The following is a 17,986-nucleotide window of genomic DNA, read 5'->3' on the forward strand; positions in this document are numbered from 1 at the left end:
TAATCAGCCGTGCCGACTGTCGCCGTCGGAAGGAGTTGTGGCGGAACCGTTGTTGTCGTTCGCGGCGCCCACGCCGATGGCGGCCGCCTCGGTGTGCGCGCGGTCGCGGCGGTGGCGCAGGATGGTGCTGACGGAGTCCTCGGCGAACGAGCCGTCCGGCAGTCGGGCCGGTGTGTCGACCGCGTTGTGCCGGGCGTACACGCCGGGCACGGGCAGCGGGGTGACTCGAACTCCTTCCCGCACGCGGCGTTTGGACATCTCCTTCTGATCGGTCTTCGGACCGAACCGCTCGCGATGCGCCAGCACCATGGCGCCGATGGTGGCGGTGATGAGCAGCGCGCCGGTGAGCTCGAACGCCCACACGTAGCGAATGAAGATCAGCTCGGCCAGCGCGGCGATGGTGTCCTCGCCGAAGCCCGGTCCGACGGGTGCGACGGCGTCGTCGTGCACGCCGCGGGCGATCGCCCCGATGAGCAGCGCGCCGAACCCGAGGCCGACCACGACCACCCCGATCCGATGGCCGCGCAACGTTTCCCGCAGCGATTCGGCCGAGTCGACGCCGACCAGCATCAGCACGAACAGGAACAGCATCATGACCGCGCCGGTGTAGACCACGATCTGCACCACGCCCAGGAACAGCGCCTTCTGGGCGATGTAGAACATCGACAGCGCGATCATGGTGGCGGCCAGGCACAGCGCCGAATGCACCGCCTTGCGCGCGCAGACCATGCCCAGCGCGCCCGCCACGGAGACCACCGCGAGGATCCAGAACATCACGGCCTCACCGGTGGAGGTCCGGGTAACCGCCTCGGCGGCAAGGTAATTCATCGCGGCGCTCCTTCCGCGCCGGCCGCGGCGGGCTCGCGATCGAGGTCGGACGGCTCGGATGGTTGGGCACCGGGGGCCTCCCGCAACCCGCTGTCCTCGGCGGTGCCGGGAGCCGCGGGCACCCGGCCGAGGTAGTAGTCCTCGTCGTTCGTCCCGGGGTACATGGCATGCGGCGGCGGCAGCATGCCCGAGCGCAGCGGCGCCAGCAGCTGATCCTTCTCGAAGATGAGGTCTCCGCGGTTGTCGTCGGCCATCTCGTACTCGTTGGTCATCGTGAGCGCCCGGGTCGGGCACGCCTCGATGCACAGGCCGCAGCCGATGCAGCGCAGGTAGTTGATCTGGTAGACGCTGCCGTAGCGCTCACCGGGGGAGAAGCGTTCGGTCTCGGTGTTGTCGGCGCCCTCGACATAGATGGCGTCGGCGGGGCAGGCCCAGGCGCACAGCTCGCAGCCGATGCACTTCTCCAGCCCGTCCGGATGCCGGTTGAGCTGGTGGCGGCCGTGATAGCGGGGCGCGGTCGGCACCTTCTGCTCCGGATAGAACTCGGTGTTCTTCTCCTTGAACATGGTGGCGAAGGTGACGGCGAATCCGGCCAGCGGATCGAGCAGGCCGGGTTTGGCGGTCTCGCGGACCGGCTGCGGCGGCATCGGAGGCACCGGGAAGCCCGCGTAGGCCTCGGCCGCGGACGATGCGGCGCCAGCGGATTCGGCGCGGCGGTCGTCGCCCCGGTGCCCGGCGCGCAGCATGACGCCGATCAGCAGCGCCGTCAGCACGATCCCGCCGATCACCATGCCCGCGGTCTGAATCTCGATCCCGTTGTCCTGCAGCACCTTCAGCGTCGCGACGACCATCACCCACAGCAGCGACACCGGGATCAGCAGCTTCCAGCCCAGATTCATGAACTGGTCGTAGCGCATCCGGGGCAGCGTGCCGCGCAGCCAGATGAACACGAACAGGAACATCCACACCTTGGCGGTGAACCACAGCAGCGGCCACCACCCGGAATTGGCGCCGGACCACAGGCTGAGCGGGAAGGGCGCGTGCCAGCCGCCGAAGAACAGCGTGGTCGCCAGCGCCGACACCGTCGCCATGTTGATGTACTCGGCCATCATGAACATGGCGAACTTCAGCGAGGAGTACTCGGTGTGGAAGCCGCCGACCAGCTCGCCCTCGGCCTCGGGCAGGTCGAACGGCGCGCGGTTGGTCTCGCCGACCATCGACACCGCGTAGATCAGGAACGACGGCAGGAGCAGGAAGACATTCCAGGTGCCCCACTGGCTTTCGACGATCCCGGACGTGGACATGGTGCCCGAGAGCAGGAATACCGCGGCGAAGCAGGCGGCCATGGCGATCTCGTAGGAGATCACCTGCGCCGTCGAGCGCAGGCCGCCGAGCAGCGGGTAGGTCGACCCGGAGGCCCAGCCCGCCAGCACGATTCCGTACACGCCGATCGAGGCCATCGCCAGGATGTAGAGGACGCCGACCGGCATATCGGTGAGCTGCAGCGCGGTCCGGGTGCCGAAGATCGACACCTCCGACCCCATGGGGATGACGGCGAACGCCATCACCGCGGGAATCAGCGAGATCACCGGCGCCAGGATGTAGATCGGCTTGTCCACGATGGCGGGGACGATGTCCTCCTTGAGGAGCATCTTCACGCCGTCGGCGATGGACTGCAGCGATCCGCGCGGGCCGACCCGGTTGGGGCCGACGCGCATCTGCATCCACGCGACCACCTTGCGTTCGAGCAGTACGCCCAGCATCGGGATGAGCAGCAGGAAGATGAAGATGCCGATGCACTTTCCGAGCACCAGCCACCAGGGGTCGTGGCCGAACAGACTCAAATCACTCACGGTGGTCCTCCCGTCGGATACGCACGAGGTGGCCGGGGGTGGTGGCGAGCTGTTCGTGCACCACCGATCCGGGGGAATTCAGCGGCAGCCACACCACTCGGTCGGGCATGTCGGTGAGCGCCAGCGGCAGCACGACGGCGCCGTGGTCGGTGCTCACCCGCACCGGATCGCCTGTGGTGGCGCCGATTTCGGCGGCGGTGTCGTGCGACATCCGCACCACCGGCGGCTTCGCGGTGCCCGCCAGATTCGGTTCGCCGTCCTGCATGCGGCCACGGTCGATGAGCATTCGCCAACCGGCCAGCACGGCGGTGCCCGGCGCGGGCTGCGCCGGTGGCTGCGGTGGATGGGCCGGTGCGGGCGGCGGGGGACCGTCCCAGGTGCCCAGCTCGGCGAGTTCGGCTCGGGCACTGGTGACATCGGGCAGCCCGAGCCGGATGTTCATTTCGTCGGCGATGGCGTGCAGCACCCGATGGTCGGCCAGCGGTGCGGCCTCGCGGCGCACCGTGGCGTCGTCGAGTGCGGCATCGAACTGGCGGGGGCGGCCCTCCCAGGTGAGGAACGTGCCCGCCTTCTCCATGGCCGAGGCCACCGGGAACACCACGTCGGCGCGGTCGGTGATCTCGCTGCGCCGCAACTCCAGGCTGACCACGAACCGGGCCGCGTCCAAGGCGGCGAGCGCGGCGGGCGGATCGGGCAGGTCGGCCATCTCGACTCCGCCGATCACCAGGGCGCCCAGATGTGCTGCCGCCGAGAGAATTTCGCCGGTATCGCGCCCGTCGTCGACGGGCAGGTCATCGACGTCCCAGGCGGTGCGGAGCTGCTGTCGCGCGCGGGAGTCCGACACGGGGCGGCCGCCGGGCAGCAGGCCGGGCAGGGCGCCCGCCTCGATCGCGCCCCGTTCACCGGCGCGCCGAGGGATCCAGGCCAGTGCGGCGCCCGTCGCGTCGGCCAGGCGCGTCGCGGCCGACAGCGCGCCGGGCGCCAGCGCCAGCCGCTCGCCGACGAGGATCACCGCGCCGGGTTGCCGCAGCAGCCGGGTCAGATCGTCGAATTGTCCGGCGGCGCCGGATGTCTCACCCGCGGTGGACATGGCCTCGAGCACCTGCGATTCGAGTCCGGGCACCGTCGGCAGCAGTGTCCCCGACATCCGCTGCAGCCCGCGTGTCGCGTACGGGGCGAGGGAGTAGACCGCCAGGGCGTTCTTGCGGGCCGCCTTGCGCAGCCGCAGGTACACGATGGGCGACTCTTCCTCCGGTTCGAATCCGGCGAGCAGCACCACCGGCGCCGCCTCCAGGGCCGCGTAGTCCACGGCGCTGCCCTGACCGGCGACGCGGGCGGCGAGAAACTCGGCCTCCTCGGCCGAGTGTGCGCGGGCGCGGAAGTCGATATTGTTGGTGCCCAGCGCGACTCGGGCGAACTTCGAGTAGGCGTAGGCGTCCTCGACCGTCGCGCGGCCGCCGACCAGGACCCCGGCGTTGCCGTGCGCGGCCGCCAGGCCCTCGGCCGCCCGGGCCAGCGCCTCGGACCAGGACGCGGGGGCGAGGGTGCCGTCCCAGCCGCGCACCAGCGGTGTCGTCAGCCGGTCGCGCTCGGTGGCGTAGGTGAACGCCCACCGGCCCTTGTCACAGTTCCACTCCTCGTTCACCTGCGGATCGTCACCGGCCAGGCGGCGCAGCACCTTTCCGCGGCGGTGGTCGGTGCGCTGCGCGCAGCCGGAGGCGCAATGCTCGCACACCGCCGGGCTCGACACCAGGTCGAACGGGCGGGCGCGGAAGCGGTAGGCCGTGCCGGTGAGCGCGCCGACGGGGCAGATCTGCACGGTGTTGCCGGAGAAGTAGGAGTCGAAGGACTCGCCGTCGGCGACGCCCACCTGCTCCAACGCGCCGCGGTCCATGAGTTCGATGAACGGATCGCCCGCGATCTGCTGCGAGAAGCGGGTGCAGCGCGCGCACAGCACGCAGCGCTCCCGGTCCAGCAGCACCGCCGAGGACAGCGGAATCGGTTTGGGGTAGGTGCGTTTGACGCCGTCGAAGCGGGATTCCGCGCGGCCACTGGACATGGCCTGGTTCTGCAGCGGGCATTCCCCGCCCTTGTCGCACACCGGGCAGTCCAGCGGGTGGTTGATCAGCAGCAGCTCCATCACCCCCTCCTGCGCCTTCTCGGCGACGGGGGAGCTGAGCTGGGTGTGTACGACCATGCCGTCGGTGACGGCCATGGTGCACGAGGCAACGGGTTTGCGCTGCCCCTCCACCTCGACGATGCACTGCCGACACGCGCCGACCGGATCCAGCAGCGGATGATCGCAGAACCGCGGAATCTGAATGCCGACCAACTCGGCGGCGCGGATCACCAGGGTCCCGGCGGGCACGCTCACGGTGGTCCCGTCGATGGTGACACTCACCAGATCCTGAGGCACCACGCCACTGTCGTTGGAACTCACTGTCCTGGTCATCGGACTCCTTCGGCCGTGGCTGTGTCCGCCCACGCGGTGCTGCGGGCGGGATCGAAGGGGCAGCCGCCCTGGCGCAGGTGGTCGAGGTACTCCTCGCGGAAGTGCTGGAGGGAGGACACGATCGGGCTGGCGGCGCCGTCGCCGAGGGCGCAGAAGGACTTGCCGTTGATGTTGTCGGCGATGTCGAGCAGCTTCTCCAGATCGGCCTCGGTGCCGCCGCCGTCCTCGAGCCGCTGCAGCAGTTGGACCAGCCAGTACGTGCCCTCGCGGCAGGGCGTGCACTTGCCGCAGGATTCGTGGGCGTAGAACTCGGTCCAGCGCAGCACGGCCCGCACCACGCAGGTGGTGTCGTCGAAGATCTGTAATGCCTTGGTGCCCAGCATGGATCCGGCCGCGACCACGTTCTCGTAGTCGAGCGGCACATCGAGGTGCTCGGCGGTGAGCAGCGGCGTCGACGAGCCGCCCGGCGTCCAGAACTTCAGCGTGTGCCCGGCGCGCACGCCGCCCGCGTGCGCGAGCAGCTCGCGCAGCGTGATGCCCAGCGGGGCCTCGTACTGGCCGGGCTGCGCCACATGCCCCGACAGCGAGTACAGCGTGAACCCGGGCGACTTCTCGCTGCCCATGGAGCGGAACCACTCGATGCCGTTGAGCAGGATCGGCGGAACGCTGGCAATCGATTCCACATTGTTGACCACCGTCGGGCAGGCGTAGAGACCCGCGACGGCCGGGAACGGCGGGCGCAGCCGGGGCTGGCCGCGACGGCCCTCCAGCGAATCCAGCAGCGCGGTCTCCTCGCCGCAGATGTAGGCGCCCGCCCCCGCGTGCACGATCAGCTCCAGGTCGTATCCGGAGCCCATGATGTCGTGCCCGAGATAGCCTGCGTCGTAAGCCTCTTGGACCGCGGCGCGCAGTCGGCGCAGCACCGGCAGCACCTCGCCCCGCACGTAGATGAAGGCGTGCGAGGCGCGAATGGCGTAGGCCGCGATGATGACACCCTCGACGAGCACGTGCGGGGTGGCCAGCATGAGCGGAATGTCCTTGCAGGTGCCCGGTTCCGACTCGTCGGCGTTCACGACCAGATAGTGCGGCTTGGTGGTGCCGTCGGGGCCCGGCCCCTGGGGAATGAAGCCCCATTTCATGCCGGTGGGAAAGCCCGCGCCGCCGCGACCGCGCAGCCCCGCGTCCTTGACGGTGGCGATCACCTCGTCGGGATGCATCCGCAGCGCCTTGGGCAGCGCGCGGTAGCCGTCGTAGCGCTGATAGGTCTCCAGCGTCCAGGACCGGGGTTCGTCCCAGTACCGCGTGAGTACGGGTGCCAGCGTCACGCGCCACCTCCGCTTTCCGAATTCGGCTGGCGCACAGACCCTTGCGGCGCGGCGGTGTTGCGCGCGATGTGCAACCCGGCCAGCGTGGCGGCGCCCGGCTCGCCGTCGTTGGCGCCGGGCCGCTCGTCGGGGAATCCGGCGAGGAAGCGGGCCGTCTCGCGGAAGGTGCACAGCGCCGCTCCGCTGCGGCTGCCGGTGACCTGTTCGCCGTTGCGCAGCGCGTCCACCATGGCGCGGGCCGACTCCGGGGTCTGGTTGTCGAAGAACTCCCAGTTGACCATCACCACCGGCGCGTAGTCGCACGCCGCGTTGCACTCCACGTGCTCGAGCGTGACGCTGCCGTCGGCGGTGGTCTCCCCGTGCCCGATCCCCAAGTGCTGCTTCAGTTCCGAGAAGATCTGGTCGCCGCCCATGACCGCGCACAGCGTGTTGGTGCAGACGCCGACGTGGTAGTCGCCGGTGGGAGTGCGCCGGTACATGGAGTAGAAGGTGGCGACCGCGGTCACCTCGGCATCGGTCAGACCGAGCTGCTCGGCGCAGAATTCGATCCCGGTACCCGAGACGTAGCCCTCCACGCTCTGCACCAGGTGCAGCAGCGGCAGCAGCGCCGACCGCGACTGCGGATAGCAGTCGATGATCTGCTTGGCCTCCACCTCCAGCCGGTCGTGCACCTCCTTGGGATACGGGATCGGCCGCACCGAAAGCTTCAGCAGGACTTCTGTCATCGGTCCACACCACCCATCACCGGGTCGATGCTGGCGACGGCGGCGATGACGTCGGCGACCATGCCGCCCTCGCACATCGCCGCCACCGCCTGCAGATTCGTGAACGAGGGATCGCGATAGTGCACCCGGTAGGGCCGGGTGCCGCCGTCGCTGACCATGTGCACGCCGAGCTCGCCGCGCGGAGATTCCACCGCCGTGTACACTTGGCCCGCGGGGACCCGCATGCCCTCGGTGACGAGCTTGAAGTGGTGGATCAGCGCCTCCATCGAGGTGCCCATGATCTTGCCGATGTGCTTGGGGGAGTTGCCCAGACCGTCGGGGCCCAGCTGCAGGTCGGCGGGCCAGGCGATCTTCTTGTCGTCCACCATCACCGGGCCCGGGCGCAGCTTGTCCAGGCACTGCTCCACGATCTTGACCGATTCCTTCATCTCGTTGACGCGGATGAGATAGCGGCCGTAGCAGTCGCATCCGGTGTCGGTCATGACGTCGAACTCGTAGTTCTCGTAACCGCAGTAGGGCTGGGACTTGCGCAGATCGTGCGGCAGGCCGGTGGAGCGGAGTACCGGTCCGGTGATGCCCAGCGCCATGCATCCGGCGAGGTCGAGATAGCCGATGCCGCGGGTGCGGGCCTTCCAGATCGGGTTCTCGTTGAGCAGCAGCTCCATATCGCGCAGCCGTTTCGGCAGCAGGTCCAGCAGTTCCCGGACCCGCGTGACGCCGTCCTCGGGCAGGTCCTGCGCGACGCCGCCGGGGCGGATGTAGGCGTGGTTCATGCGTAGGCCGGTGATCGCCTCGAAGACGTTGAGAATCAGTTCGCGCTCGCGGAAGCCGAACAGCATCGGTGTCAGCGCGCCGAGTTCCATGCCGCCGGTGGCGAGCGCGACCAGATGCGAGGAGATGCGGTTGAGTTCCATCAGCAGCACCCGGATCACGCTGGCGCGCTCGGGAATATCGTCGGTGATGCCGAGCAGCGCCTCCACGCCCAGGCAGTAGGCGGTCTCGTTGTAGAACGGCGACAGGTAGTCCATCCGGGTGACGAACGTGGTGCCCTGCACCCAGTTGCGGAACTCGAGGTTCTTCTCGATCCCGGTGTGCAGGTAGCCGATTCCGCATCGGGCCTCGGTGACGGTCTCGCCCTCGATCTCGAGGATCAGGCGGAGCACGCCGTGGGTGGACGGGTGCTGCGGGCCCATATTGACGACGATGCGCTCCTCGGCGGCCCCGCCGAGGGCCTCGCGCACGTCGTCCCAGTCCTGGCCCGCGACCGTGACCACGTGTTCCGGTGATGAAGGTTCCTGTGCCGCGGGGGTTTCCGGCGGCGGGTTCTCCGGTGCGTTGGTATCGCGCCGCGTGTCGGTGTCGTTCATCAGCTGTACGTCCTCCGCTGGTCGGGCGGCGGGATGCGCGCGCCCTTGTATTCGACCGGGATCCCGCCGAGCGGGTAGTCCTTGCGCTGGGGGTGCCCGCGCCAGTCGTCCGGCATCGTGATCCTGGTGAGCGACGGGTGGCCGTCGAACAGGATGCCGAAGAAGTCGTAGGTCTCCCGCTCGTGCCAGTCCGTCGTCGGGTACACGGAGTACAGCGAGGGGATATGCGGGTCCGCGTCGGGCACCGAAACCTCCACGCGCACACGACGATTGTGGGTGATCGACAGGAGGTGGTAGACCGCGTGCAGCTCCCGCCCGCTCTCGTCCGGATAGTGCACGCCGCTGACGCCCAGGCACAGTTCGAAACGCAATGCGGCCTCGTCGCGCAGCGCCCGGGCGACGGCGGGGAGACGGTCCCGCCGCACGTGCAGGGTCAACTCGCCGCGGAACACCACGACCCGCTCGACCGCCTCGGCGAAGGCGTTGCCGGGCAACACTTCCCGCAGTGCCGCCACCAGCTCGTCGAAGTAGCCGCCATAGGGCGGTTCGGTGCCGCCTGGCAGGGTGATGGTGCGTACCAGGCGACCGTAGCCGGAGGTGTCGCCCGTGCCGCGGACGCCGAACATGCCGCGGCGCACGCCGACGGCCTCGTCGCCCGGGCGGGCGCGCTGGTCCTCCTCGGCCAGTTGGGCCTCGTCGTGGCCGGTGTCGCCGGCGATATCGGCCTCCGGCGGGGTATCGGGCTCGGTATCGCGGCCCGGAGAGTCGAATGTCATGCCGTGCCTCGCAGGGAAATCGGGATGTCGCGGCCAGTCATCACAGGAGGCCCGTGTTTCGGGATGTTGCGGCCCGTCATCGCAGCAGGCCCGTCATCTGGATGGTGGGGGTGACGGCGAGGGCGGCCTCCTCGGCGGCGCGCGCGGCCTCCTCGCGGTTCACCCCGAGGGGCATCTCCTGGATCTTCTCGTGCAGTTTCAGGATCGCGTGCAGCAGCATCTCCGGCCGCGGCGGGCAGCCGGGCAGATAGATGTCCACGGGCACAACGTGGTCCACGCCCTGCACGACGGCGTAGTTGTTGAACATGCCGCCGGACGAGGCGCAGACGCCCATGGCCAGCACCCATTTCGGCTCGGTCATCTGGTCGTAGACCTGGCGCAGCACCGGGGCCATCTTCTGGCTCACCCGCCCGGCCACGATCATCAGGTCGGCCTGCCGCGGCGAGGCGCGGAACACCTCCATGCCGAAGCGGGCGCTGTCGAAGCGCCCGCCGCCGGTAGCCATCATCTCGATCGCGCAGCAGGCCAGCCCGAACGTCGCGGGCCACAGCGAGCCCTTGCGCATGTAACCGGCGAACTGCTCGACCGTGCTCAGCAGGAAACCGCTGGGCAGCTTCTCCTCGAGACCCATAATTCCGACCGACTCACTTCCGTATCAGTCCCAGCTCAATCCGCCGCGCCGCCACTCGTAGGCGTAGGCGACCGAGACGTTGAAGATGAACAGCGCCATCGCGGCGAGACCGAACACACCGAGGGCATCGAAGTGCACCGCCCACGGGTAGAGGAACACGATCTCGATGTCGAAGATGATGAACAGCATCGCGGTGAGGTAGTACTTCACCGGGAAGCGCTGTCCCGCAGAGTTTCCCGGGCCGCCGCCGATCGCGTGCGGGGTCGGCTCGATGCCGCATTCGTACGCCTCGAGCTTGGCCCGGTTGTAGCGCTTCGGACCGATGAGGGCCGCCAGCGCGAGCGAAACCAGTGCGAACGCGGCCGCGACCGCGCCGAGCACGAGCGTCGGCACCTCGGTATTCACAACAGCACAACCCCTCTCCCTTATCGGCGGCGTGCCGGGCTGCGCACGTCGCCTCCACGCGCCGACCGGCCCGCGGGCTGCGCGAACCGACCGGTAGTTGCCGAGGCGGGCTGACATCGTCGTCTGCTGGGCCAGTCGCGCCCCTGGGTGTGCTCAGTGAGGGTGCGGGCGATGGGGGAGATCCGGACGGACGGGCCTCATATCATCGCCCGCACGCGTGTGAGCTACGGCACAGCCTACAACCGATCTTTCTGAATGCATGCCGATTGCGGGCGGTGTTTGATCGAATTCGGAACTGTCACTTATGACCGAATCAACGCAATCCCGAGTTCCGTCACATGACAGCATGCAGGGCGGGCGCCGGTTCTCCGATGATCTCGGCGAGAGTGTGGGTGAAGGCCCGGACTTGCTCGTCGTCGCGATCGCGATGGCGGATCAGGCCCACCCGCGATTCCGCGATACCGTGCACGGGAACGAAGGTGACGTCCGGGCGGCGGTGGTATTCGGCGGTGGTGTCGCAGAGCAGCAGCGCGCCGCGCCCGCCCGCCACCGCGGCGATCGCCTCCTGCGTCGTGCACACGGCGGGTCCGGCGAGCGCGAGCGCCGTCAGCGCCCTGCTGCTCGGGTACGGGATCGCCGGTGTGGCAGGCACTTTCACCCTCGGCATGATTGCGTCGCGTGCACCCCGGGCGCGCCGTGCTGCTGATCTGCGCCGGTCTGGCGGCCTCGGTCGCGCTGCTGTCGGTCGCCGGAGGCTCGCTGATCGCGGCGGCGCTGCTGCTGGTGCTGTGGGGAGTCTCCTACGGTGGCGTCTCGGTGAGCACCCAGACCTGGACGACGGCCGCGGCACCGGGTGCCCCGAGAGGCGGCCTCCGCGATGCTCGTGGCGGTATTCAATGCCGCGATCGCCCTGGGCGCGCTACTGGGCGGCCGAGCGGTCGACGGCTTCGGCCCCACCGCGGCCCTGTGCCTGGGCGCGCTCCTCGCCGTTGCGGCCGGGGCGGCCGCGATGGTCGGAAGCCCGCCACGGACCGCAACCTCCCACGTGGTGCAGTGATCCCGGCCAAGAGCATGCTGGGAATGAGGTAGGGGGCATGCCGGGAATTGAGGTAGGGCATGCCGGAACTGAGGGTGTTGGCGCGGGGTGACGGGGTGGTGCGGGGTGACGGTGGTGGTGCGGGAGTGAGGGTGGTGGTGCGGGAGTGAGGGTGGTGGTGCGGGAGTGAGGGTGGTGGTGCGGGAGTGAGGGTGGTGGTGCGGGAGTGAGGGTGGTGGCGTGTGGGTGTGAGGGTGTGGCGCGGGATGACCGTTTACCCCTGTGTCCGGCGTGGCCGGGTGCTGTTTGTTTCCGGCGTGCTTTTGGCCGTAATCAGGCGGCGGAGCGGTCGCGGAGGAGGGTCGCTACCGCGTCGGTGAGGTGGAAGGGGTCGATCGGGTGGGGGACCGAGGCCTCGGCGCGGGACCAGTTGGCCAGCCAGGCGTCGTCGGCGCGGCCGGTGAGGACCAGGATCGGCGGGGAGGACTCGAGTTCGTCCTTGAGCTGCTTGGCCACGCCCAGACCGCCCGTGGGCGCGGCCTCGCCGTCGAGGATCGCCAGGTCGAGACCGCCCGCGTCCAGCTTCTCGATGACGATCGGCGCGGTGGCCACCTCGACGTACTCGAACGGGGGCAGGTCGGGGCGGGGGTGCTTGCCCAGCGCCAGCATCACCTGGCGACGGGTGTCGGAATCACTCGAATACACGAGAACCCGCACCACGGCGGGACGGTTCGCATCGGCCACGTTCCGCATGCTACGTCGGTGAGGTGCGCCGTCGTGGCAGGTTCGTCGACTGCGGTGGGTCGCGCCGCGGGACTTCACCGCGAAGTTGATCGTCCCGGGCGGAATCTTTGCTGGTCACGACGGACGAAACGCGGGATCCTGGTAATCATCCGAGGGCTAGGACAGGCGGTGGATATTTATGCGAATTTCCGAGATCCTGCGTAAGAAGGGCGCCGACGTGGTCACGATCGCGCCGGAGGCACCCGTGCGCGAACTGCTGCGGGTGCTGGCCGAGCGCAATGTCGGCGCCGTGGTGGTGTCGTCGGACGGCGTCGGCTTGGACGGCATCGTGTCCGAGCGCGACATCGTCCGGAATCTGCACTTCTCGGGCGCCGGGCTGCTCGATCAGCCGGTCTCCGCGATCATGACGGCCGTGGTGCACACCTGCTCGCCCGACGACCGGGTGGAAAGCCTGCGCACGACCATGACCGACCACCGCATCCGGCACCTGCCGGTGCTGCGCGGTGGCCGCATGGTGGGCATCGTCAGCATCGGCGACGTGGTGAAGAGCGCGATCTCCGAACTGCAGACCGAGCGCGAGCACCTGGTGCAATACCTGCACGGCTGAGGCCGCTACGGCGCGCGACGGATCGGCGGCGCCGCGCGGTCGCGATCACGTCAGGTAAACGCACTGCAAGACTTGGCATTTCGATGTCCCCTCCCGGGCCCGTGGCCCGAATCCAGGGTAGGACAGGAAGGAGATGCGGTGCGGGCAGTGCGGAGGAGACCTAGGCCAGGCCCCAGGCGTGCAGGATGTAGGTGACGTTGGCGGCGATCGAGGTCACCACGTCGGCCAGGTTGATCGCGGCGGAACCGGGGTCCATCCCGGCCGCCCGGAAAGTGCCATCGAGGGTCGCCGGATGCGACGCGTGATGTGTTCTCCCACAGCCTGTTCCGGGAACTGTTTCCCAACGCAGGATTGATTCCGGATGGCAGTCATGGCGGATCTCACGGTTTCGAGGGTTTGTGGCCGTAATCACCGAAGCCGGATACTCTGGCGCTCTCGCGTGGCGGTGCGGGTGGTTGTTAGGGGACAGGCGTGCCACGGTTCGAATACCTGACCGAGCGATTCCTCGCCGCGTCACGAGCCCGGGGCGGCGGCGTGGCCGGGGCCTGCGCGGCGAGTGTGGGCGTGCTGCCGGTGCAGCGGGCCGCGATCGTCATCGACGAACATCACGCGGGCGTGCAGCCGTGGTGCGCCAGCGACGAGGTGGCCGCCGGGGTGGAGGCCGTGCAGGCGACGGTCGGCGAGGGTCCGGCGGTGGAGGCGGTGGCGACGGGCGTGCCGGTGCCGGTGGCCGATCTGTCCGGCGGATGCGAGCGGTGGCCGGGGTTCGCCGAGGCCTTGGCCCGCACCCGCGCCTCGGGCGCGATGATCGCGATGCCGTTGCGGCTGGGTGCGATTCGGTTCGGGGCGCTTGATCTCTACCGCGACGCCCCGGGGCGGCTGGACGCGGGCACGGTATCGGCGGGCCTGCATATCGCCGACCTGATCACCACGCAGCTGGTGCTGGCGCGGTCGGGACCCGAACCGGCCGGGGCCGCGGCCGACGCGCAATGGCTGGAGCAGCCGCTGGCCAGCCGCGCCATCCATCAGGCGGCCGGAATGGTGGTGGCGCAGTTGGGGATCGGCGTACCCGACGCCTACGCGCGGCTACGCGCCTACGCGTTCGGGCACGCACTGTCGCTGGCGGAGGTGGCCGAGGCCGTGGTGGCCCGCCGCATCCGCTTCGACGGCGTGTGATCGCGAAGTCTCAGGCCAGGATCTCATCGGTGTCGGCGGTGCCGTCGACCACGGCCCCGGCGAGGTCGGCGAGCCGCCTGCCGGTCTTGTGCGCGTAGGTGCGCAACCGCCGGAACGCCTCGGCCATCGCGATGTCGCCGTGCTCGGCCAGCACGCCCTTCGCCTGTTCGATGACGATGCGGGCGTGCAGCGCGGCGGGCAGGCGCGCGGGTAGCGGTGGCAGCTGGGCGTACACCGTGTGCTGGACGATGCCGATCCCGGCCACGTCGGCGAGCACCTGCCCGGCGCGCAGGCCATCGGTGTCCAGCGCGGCCGGGTCGTCGGCGAGGATGGTCAGGGCGCCGACGCTGCGGTCGCGGCAGCGCAAGGGGAGCGCGAATGCCGAAAGGTATCCGAAATCGACTGCGCGCTGGCAGAATTCGGGGAACCGGTGGTTGGTGTCGCGCAGGTCGGGCACGGTGGTGGCCAGGCCGGTGCGAAAGGTGTGGCGTCCGGGTCCGTCGAGCGCCTCCACCTCCAGCAGCTCCAGCAGTCTCGGCTCCTCGCTGGTGGAGGCCAGCAGGTGCAGGTCACATCGGTGGTCGGCTAGGAACAGGCCCGCGTCGGCGCCGCCGGTGACCGCGGGGCAGCGGTCCACGAGCTGCTGGGACAGTTCGATCACGTCGAAGTCTCCGGCTAGCAGATCGACCGCGGCCAGCAGGGTGGCGAGCAGTCGATGGTCGTCGTCGAGTGCCGACCCCATGGCGCCTCCCCGGGCTGGACGCAGCGGGTAGCTCCCCGCACCGGCCGACCGCAACGCCGATGTAGGGAGTCGAGCTAGACGAGACTCAGCGGCCGCCGTGCGAATCGGCGCGGCCGAGCCTCGGTTTCCATGGTTACATTCCGGCGCGGTCGATGTCGACAGCCGTTGACGCCGCAAGTGCATGAATTATCCACGAAAACTGGGTAATTCGCCTACCGGGCCGGTCGTACCATCGATGGGTCCGGCTGACGCACAAACCGACCAGGCGCGGCGCCCCCCGGTGTCCGTGCCGCGGGGGTGATGCAGGGATGTCCGACGGTGAGTCGCTGGTATCGGCGCTGGCGCGGCTGGTGATGGTGCTGCCCGATGCGCAGGACCGCTCGGGCGCGCTGCGACAGCTGATGGGAACCGCGACCGATGTGCTGGATCTGGCGGGCGCCGCCGTGACGCTGGTCGCGGGCGAGCGCTGCGAGGTGGCCGGGGCGATTCCGGACGACCTGTCGGAAGTCGAAGTGGCGCAGCAGGGTTGCGACCGAGGTCCGGGCATGGACGCGATGCGCGCGGGCGAGCCCGTGGCGGTGGCGGATGTGCGCCGACACTGGGGCCGCTGGCCCGAGTATACGAGCGCCGCTGTGCGGCACGGCATGTCGGCGATGGTGGAGATCCCGCTGCAGCTCGGGACCACCCGGCTGGGCGCGCTCGGGCTGTACTCGTTCACACTGCGGGAGTGGACGGCCGAGGAGCTGTCGGTCGGCACCTTGCTGGCGGGCCTGGCCGCCGGGCATCTGCAGACGACCGACCGGTTGCGCCGCCAGCAGCGCCTGACCGACCAACTCCAGCACGCGCTCACCTCGCGGATCGTGGTGGAACAGGCCAAGGGGGTGATCGCGGGGGCGCGTCGCATCGGTCCCGACGCCGCCTACGAGGTGATTCGCATGCACGCGCGGCGGCATCGGGTCGGTGTGCACGAGGTGGCGCGCGCCATCGTAGAGCTGGGGCTGCGGTTGTGAAAGCCGACAATTCTCCCGGACGCAATCGACGGCCGGGCCCGGCGCAGCCCGGTAGACTTGGCCCGGGTTCCCGAATCCCCTGCCCCCGGACGGGATCTCACACCGGAATGCGTCCCTGAACTCGACGGCTGGTTCCGATACCCGTCTCATGCGTGGGGGCAATCGTGTCCGTACTCGTACCTGTCCGTCCTGCCCGGCGGCCCTATACCACCCGCGTCCCGGGAGCCGCCCCGACCCACCGCTCAGGCGGCCCGGATCCGGACGCCGAATTGGTGCGCCGGGTCGGCGCCGGCGACCGCGAGGCCTTCGACCTGCTATATCGACGCACCCGGCCGATGGTCTTCCGGCGCGTGCTGGCGGTGCTCCGCGACCCGGGGTATGCGGAGGAGACCTGCCAGGACGTCTATATCCAGGTGTGGCGCAGTGCCGCCGGATTCGACGAGCAGCGGGGCTCGGCGGCGACGTGGCTGCGCACGCTCGCGCACCGCCAGGCGGTGGATCGGGTGCGGCACGAACGCGCCAGCTCCGATCACAATCATGCCTGGGGCGCCAGCGACTACCGCCCGCCGATCGACGCCGTGGTGGAGGAGACGCTGCGTAGGCACGAACTGCGTTGTGTGCGAAGCGGTCTCACCACCCTGACGCCGCTGCAGCGGGAATCGCTGGTGCTGGCCTACTATGTCGGTTTCACCTATCCGCAGGTGGCCGCGCACCTCGGGGTGCAGGTGTCGACGGTGAAATCCCGCATCCGGGCCGCGCTCGCCCGGCTGGAATCGGCCCTGGCCGAGGCCGGTTCGTGAGGTGTAAACCCCAGAAAGATAACGGCGCGATAGCGAGTAAATCCGAGGATATCGGATTTTCATCAGGTCGTAACAGCGAAAACCCCTCCCGATCGGAAGTTTCCGGCGCACAATTTCGTCGGGTGGATCGTGAGATCCCCGTCGACTCGCGGTCGACAGCACCGCCGATCGGGTGGGGTCCGGGACGTGCCAAGGCCCTCGGACCTCACCGCCCGGTTACCGGCAGGCGTGAACGCGCTCGAGCTCGAAGTCGACCCCGGCGACGATCTGCCCCCGGTCGACCACATCGACATGTGGCGGGCCCCACATCGGCGGCAACCGGGGCACCGCCGATGCGAAAAGCGGCTCCCGGCAGGACTTCTCGGGACACACCCGGACACAGCGGGCGCCGGCCGCGCGGGATAGCGACCTCGGCCAGCTCCACCTCGTCGAATTCGCCTCCACCGCTATCGTTTACGACCGCAGCGACACGGCCGCGAAGTCGGACCGCGACGACAACGCCAGGCTCGTCATCCCGCTCGACGGTCGGACAGGGCTCGCTCAGTCCAGCCACGATGTGTGGGGGCATGGTCGGATGCTCGAAGCGGCATCTCGGCGCGAGCACGCTGGTTCGATGATGGCGGGGTGCGAGGACCACACGGTGGAGGGAGGCCTCGCACCCCCGATCGAATTCCCGGTTCCGGGGCATATTAAGGTGCGGGACGCAGCTCGAGGGCCTCCGAGACGGCCCATGGACGTAGAGGAAAACGTATGCGCCGCACCGCGATCTCCGTGTTCACACTCACCGTTGCGCTGGCCTGCGCGGCGTGCGGATCGTCGGACGACGGGAAGGACGCGCCCGCGGCGGGAGCGACGACCTCCGCGGCGCCGTCCGCGCCGAAGGCCCAACCGTGCGACCAGCAGGCGTGGCCGCAGCCGCTGCCGGACTTCCGCGGCAAGCAACTCGGCGAGACCGTGGTCGGCGCGGGCCTGTGCTTCGCCATCGGCTCGATCACCTCGGCCGACGGCCGGGACGTGATGAACGACCCCGCGAGCCACACCACCGCGTGGACCATCACCGACCAGACGCCCGCGGCGGGCACGGCGGTGCAGCCCGATACGCCCGTCACGCTGAAAGTATCTGCGGCACAGTAGTTTTCCACAACGTGGGTTCCGTCCGTCGCGGAAACTCGCGTCGATAGATCGCGGCAACGACCGCCTCACGCGCCGACTCCGCCCACCGGGTGAAGTCCCTACCATTGCGGCGTCCCCCGCCCTGATCGCGCGGCTGCGCGCCTTCGCGGCCGAGATCGAGACGGCGCCGACCGCCGAGCTCGACGCGGACCCGGCGTTCTCCGGGTGACAGCGCACTGGCCGCGGCCCTGCTCGTGGCCGCGTACCGGACGGTTGCCGTCGAGACGGTGCGACGCCGGCGGCCACCCGCTCACCCGAGTGCCGTTGCCGCACTAGTACTCCAGCATCACTTTGTAATGTTTTTGGGTAGCATGTGGTTTCGTGCTGGTTGATGAG

18 protein-coding genes are annotated in these 17,986 nt (G+C 69.4%); 6 read left to right on the forward strand and 12 right to left on the reverse strand.

The annotated features are described in order from the left end of the window. Positions 1-3 precede the first annotated feature (3 nt). The 10 genes from ACYVLQ_RS09345 to ACYVLQ_RS09390 all read right to left on the reverse strand — a co-directional run bounded on the left by ACYVLQ_RS09345 (position 4) and on the right by ACYVLQ_RS09390 (position 11,020). Entirely contained in the window at positions 4-828 is an 825-nt protein-coding gene (locus ACYVLQ_RS09345) for an NADH-quinone oxidoreductase subunit J (protein ID WP_460696989.1), read from the reverse strand. Beyond that, positions 825-2,681, reverse strand: a complete 1,857-nt coding sequence (nuoH, locus tag ACYVLQ_RS09350) for an NADH-quinone oxidoreductase subunit NuoH (protein ID WP_460696990.1) — start codon at positions 2,679-2,681, stop codon at positions 825-827. The genes ACYVLQ_RS09345 and nuoH overlap by 4 nt, the downstream gene beginning before the upstream one ends. Then, positions 2,674-5,133 (reverse strand): NADH-quinone oxidoreductase subunit G, encoded by a 2,460-nt coding sequence (locus tag ACYVLQ_RS09355; protein ID WP_460696991.1) that lies wholly within the window; start codon positions 5,131-5,133, stop codon positions 2,674-2,676. The genes nuoH and ACYVLQ_RS09355 overlap by 8 nt, the downstream gene beginning before the upstream one ends. Then, positions 5,130-6,458 (reverse strand): NADH-quinone oxidoreductase subunit NuoF, encoded by a 1,329-nt coding sequence (nuoF, locus tag ACYVLQ_RS09360; protein ID WP_460696992.1) that lies wholly within the window; start codon positions 6,456-6,458, stop codon positions 5,130-5,132. The genes ACYVLQ_RS09355 and nuoF overlap by 4 nt, the downstream gene beginning before the upstream one ends. Beyond that, a complete protein-coding gene (nuoE, locus tag ACYVLQ_RS09365; protein ID WP_460696993.1) occupies positions 6,455-7,183 on the reverse strand; it encodes an NADH-quinone oxidoreductase subunit NuoE in 729 nt (242 codons plus the stop codon). The genes nuoF and nuoE overlap by 4 nt, the downstream gene beginning before the upstream one ends. Beyond that, positions 7,180-8,550, reverse strand: a complete 1,371-nt coding sequence (gene nuoD, locus ACYVLQ_RS09370) for an NADH dehydrogenase (quinone) subunit D (protein WP_460696994.1) — start codon at positions 8,548-8,550, stop codon at positions 7,180-7,182. Before nuoD ends, nuoE begins: the two co-directional genes overlap by 4 nt. Next, positions 8,550-9,326 carry an NADH-quinone oxidoreductase subunit C gene (locus ACYVLQ_RS09375; RefSeq protein ID WP_460696995.1) on the reverse strand — a complete coding sequence of 259 codons (777 nt, stop codon included), beginning with the start codon at positions 9,324-9,326 and terminating at the stop codon, positions 8,550-8,552. Before ACYVLQ_RS09375 ends, nuoD begins: the two co-directional genes overlap by 1 nt. Before the next feature lie 76 nt (positions 9,327-9,402). Then, positions 9,403-9,957, reverse strand: coding sequence for a NuoB/complex I 20 kDa subunit family protein (locus ACYVLQ_RS09380; RefSeq protein ID WP_068023269.1), 555 nt, complete (start codon positions 9,955-9,957; stop codon positions 9,403-9,405). Positions 9,958-9,981: 24 nt separating this feature from the next. Next, entirely contained in the window at positions 9,982-10,362 is a 381-nt protein-coding gene (locus ACYVLQ_RS09385) for an NADH-quinone oxidoreductase subunit A (protein WP_068023272.1), read from the reverse strand. A gap of 334 nt (positions 10,363-10,696) precedes the next feature. Further along, the gene (locus tag ACYVLQ_RS09390; RefSeq protein ID WP_460696996.1) at positions 10,697-11,020 is read right to left on the reverse strand and encodes a hypothetical protein; all 324 of its coding nucleotides are present in this window, start codon (positions 11,018-11,020) and stop codon (positions 10,697-10,699) included. Positions 11,021-11,239: 219 nt separating this feature from the next. On the opposite strand from ACYVLQ_RS09390, the gene ACYVLQ_RS09395 reads away from it, so the two are divergent. After that, entirely contained in the window at positions 11,240-11,419 is a 180-nt protein-coding gene (locus ACYVLQ_RS09395; RefSeq protein WP_460696997.1) for a hypothetical protein, read from the forward strand. Between the two features lie 312 nt (positions 11,420-11,731). Here the strand turns inward: ACYVLQ_RS09395 and ACYVLQ_RS09400 are convergent, their stop codons facing one another. Next, complete coding sequence (locus ACYVLQ_RS09400; protein ID WP_460696998.1) at positions 11,732-12,151, reverse strand: Rv3143 family two-component system response regulator; 420 nt, start codon at positions 12,149-12,151, stop codon at positions 11,732-11,734. 169 nt (positions 12,152-12,320) lie between these two features. On the opposite strand from ACYVLQ_RS09400, the gene ACYVLQ_RS09405 reads away from it, so the two are divergent. Together ACYVLQ_RS09405 and ACYVLQ_RS09410 are read left to right on the forward strand one after the other, a co-directional pair. Beyond that, positions 12,321-12,749, forward strand: coding sequence for a CBS domain-containing protein (locus tag ACYVLQ_RS09405; protein ID WP_460696999.1), 429 nt, complete (start codon positions 12,321-12,323; stop codon positions 12,747-12,749). A 471-nt stretch (positions 12,750-13,220) separates the two neighbouring features. Continuing rightward, entirely contained in the window at positions 13,221-13,925 is a 705-nt protein-coding gene (locus ACYVLQ_RS09410) for an ANTAR domain-containing protein (protein WP_460697000.1), read from the forward strand. Positions 13,926-13,935: 10 nt separating this feature from the next. Here ACYVLQ_RS09410 and ACYVLQ_RS09415 read toward each other — a convergent pair whose 3' ends face one another. Continuing rightward, on the reverse strand, positions 13,936-14,667 hold the full coding sequence (locus ACYVLQ_RS09415; RefSeq protein ID WP_460697001.1) for a GAF and ANTAR domain-containing protein: 732 nt from the start codon (positions 14,665-14,667) through the stop codon (positions 13,936-13,938). Positions 14,668-14,975: 308 nt separating this feature from the next. On the opposite strand from ACYVLQ_RS09415, the gene ACYVLQ_RS09420 reads away from it, so the two are divergent. From ACYVLQ_RS09420 to ACYVLQ_RS09430, 3 genes are all read left to right on the forward strand, one after another. Continuing rightward, complete coding sequence (locus tag ACYVLQ_RS09420; RefSeq protein WP_460697002.1) at positions 14,976-15,677, forward strand: GAF and ANTAR domain-containing protein; 702 nt, start codon at positions 14,976-14,978, stop codon at positions 15,675-15,677. 164 nt (positions 15,678-15,841) lie between these two features. Further along, positions 15,842-16,477, forward strand: coding sequence for a sigma-70 family RNA polymerase sigma factor (locus ACYVLQ_RS09425; RefSeq protein ID WP_460697003.1), 636 nt, complete (start codon positions 15,842-15,844; stop codon positions 16,475-16,477). Positions 16,478-17,227: 750 nt separating this feature from the next. Then, positions 17,228-17,611 carry a PASTA domain-containing protein gene (locus ACYVLQ_RS09430; protein ID WP_460697004.1) on the forward strand — a complete coding sequence of 128 codons (384 nt, stop codon included), beginning with the start codon at positions 17,228-17,230 and terminating at the stop codon, positions 17,609-17,611. Positions 17,612-17,986 lie beyond the last annotated feature (375 nt).

The organism is Nocardia thraciensis (assembly GCF_054782435.1).